The sequence below is a fragment of the Thermodesulfovibrionales bacterium genome, from assembly GCA_026417875.1.
GTDB lineage: Bacteria > Nitrospirota > Thermodesulfovibrionia > Thermodesulfovibrionales > CALJEL01 > CALJEL01.
On sequence record JAOACK010000108.1, the window covers coordinates 1 to 1054 of the forward strand.

Sequence of the window (1054 nt, forward strand, 5' to 3'; positions counted from 1 at the left end):
TGCTATAGGCCTTGTTAAAATAGATGATATTAATTATTTAATTTCAAATATTCCTAAAAATATAATAATTTATATTACAGGAAGGTATGCACACAAATCTCTTATAGATTTAGCAGATTTTGTAAATGAAATAAAAATAATAAAAACACCTAAAAAATTATTAAAAGCAGTAAAGGGGATAGAATATTAAAAAGAAAAAAGAAATAAGAAAATTATGGTATTGTTTGAACTGCTTCGAAATAATAGAAGCAGAAGAACAACCTTTTTCTTGTCCTAAATGCAAAAGTGAAAATATAGATAAATATAAAATAAAAAGGTGAATTTTTGAAAGGAGAATTTGGTGCTATAAGTCAAAAACTAGCATTGTTCTGGAAAAAAGATAAAAATAAAAAAGTTAGATGTGAACTTTGTCCTAGATTTTGTATAATTAATGAAAATGAAAAAGGATTTTGTAGAGTAAGAAAAAATATAAATGGAAAATTATACTCTCTTGTTTATAGTAGGCCGACATCAATTGGAATAGATCCTATAGAGAAAAAACCTCTTTTTCATTTTTTACCAGGCACATATGCTTTTTCTATAGGAACTGCTGGATGTAATTTAGCATGTAAACATTGTCAAAATTGGGAAATTTCACAAAATGATCCAGAAAGAACATATAATTATTTTCTTCCCCCAGAAACTATTATTCAAAAAATAAAATCATTTAACAATAAAAAAATAATTTCTAGTATAGCATATACTTATAATGAACCATCTATTTTTATTGAGTATTTATTAGATATAGCAAAACTTGCTAAAAAAGAAGGAATAAAAAACACATATCATTCTTCTGGTTTTATAAATTTAACACCATTAAAAGAAATATGTAAATATTTAGATTCAGCAAATATAGATTTAAAATATTTTTCAGATAAAATATATAAACAAAATTCTTTAGGAGCATTAGATCCTATTCTTGAAGCAATTGAATATATTTATTCTAAAAAAATATGGTTAGAAATAACAAATCTTATTATACCAACTATAAATGATTCTGAAAAAATAGTTAAAG

The 1054-nt window shown here is 23.2% G+C and carries 2 protein-coding genes; both read left to right on the plus strand.

Features of this window, described 5'->3' with window-relative positions; all coding sequences use genetic code 11:
• The coding region (locus tag N2257_10665) for a cob(I)yrinic acid a,c-diamide adenosyltransferase (GenBank protein MCX7794846.1) at nt 1-190 on the plus strand (190 nt) is incomplete at its 5' end.
• 134 nt (nt 191-324) lie between these two features.
• Nucleotides 325-1054 (plus strand): AmmeMemoRadiSam system radical SAM enzyme (gene amrS / locus N2257_10670; GenBank protein ID MCX7794847.1); only part of this gene is annotated, 730 nt, incomplete at its 3' end.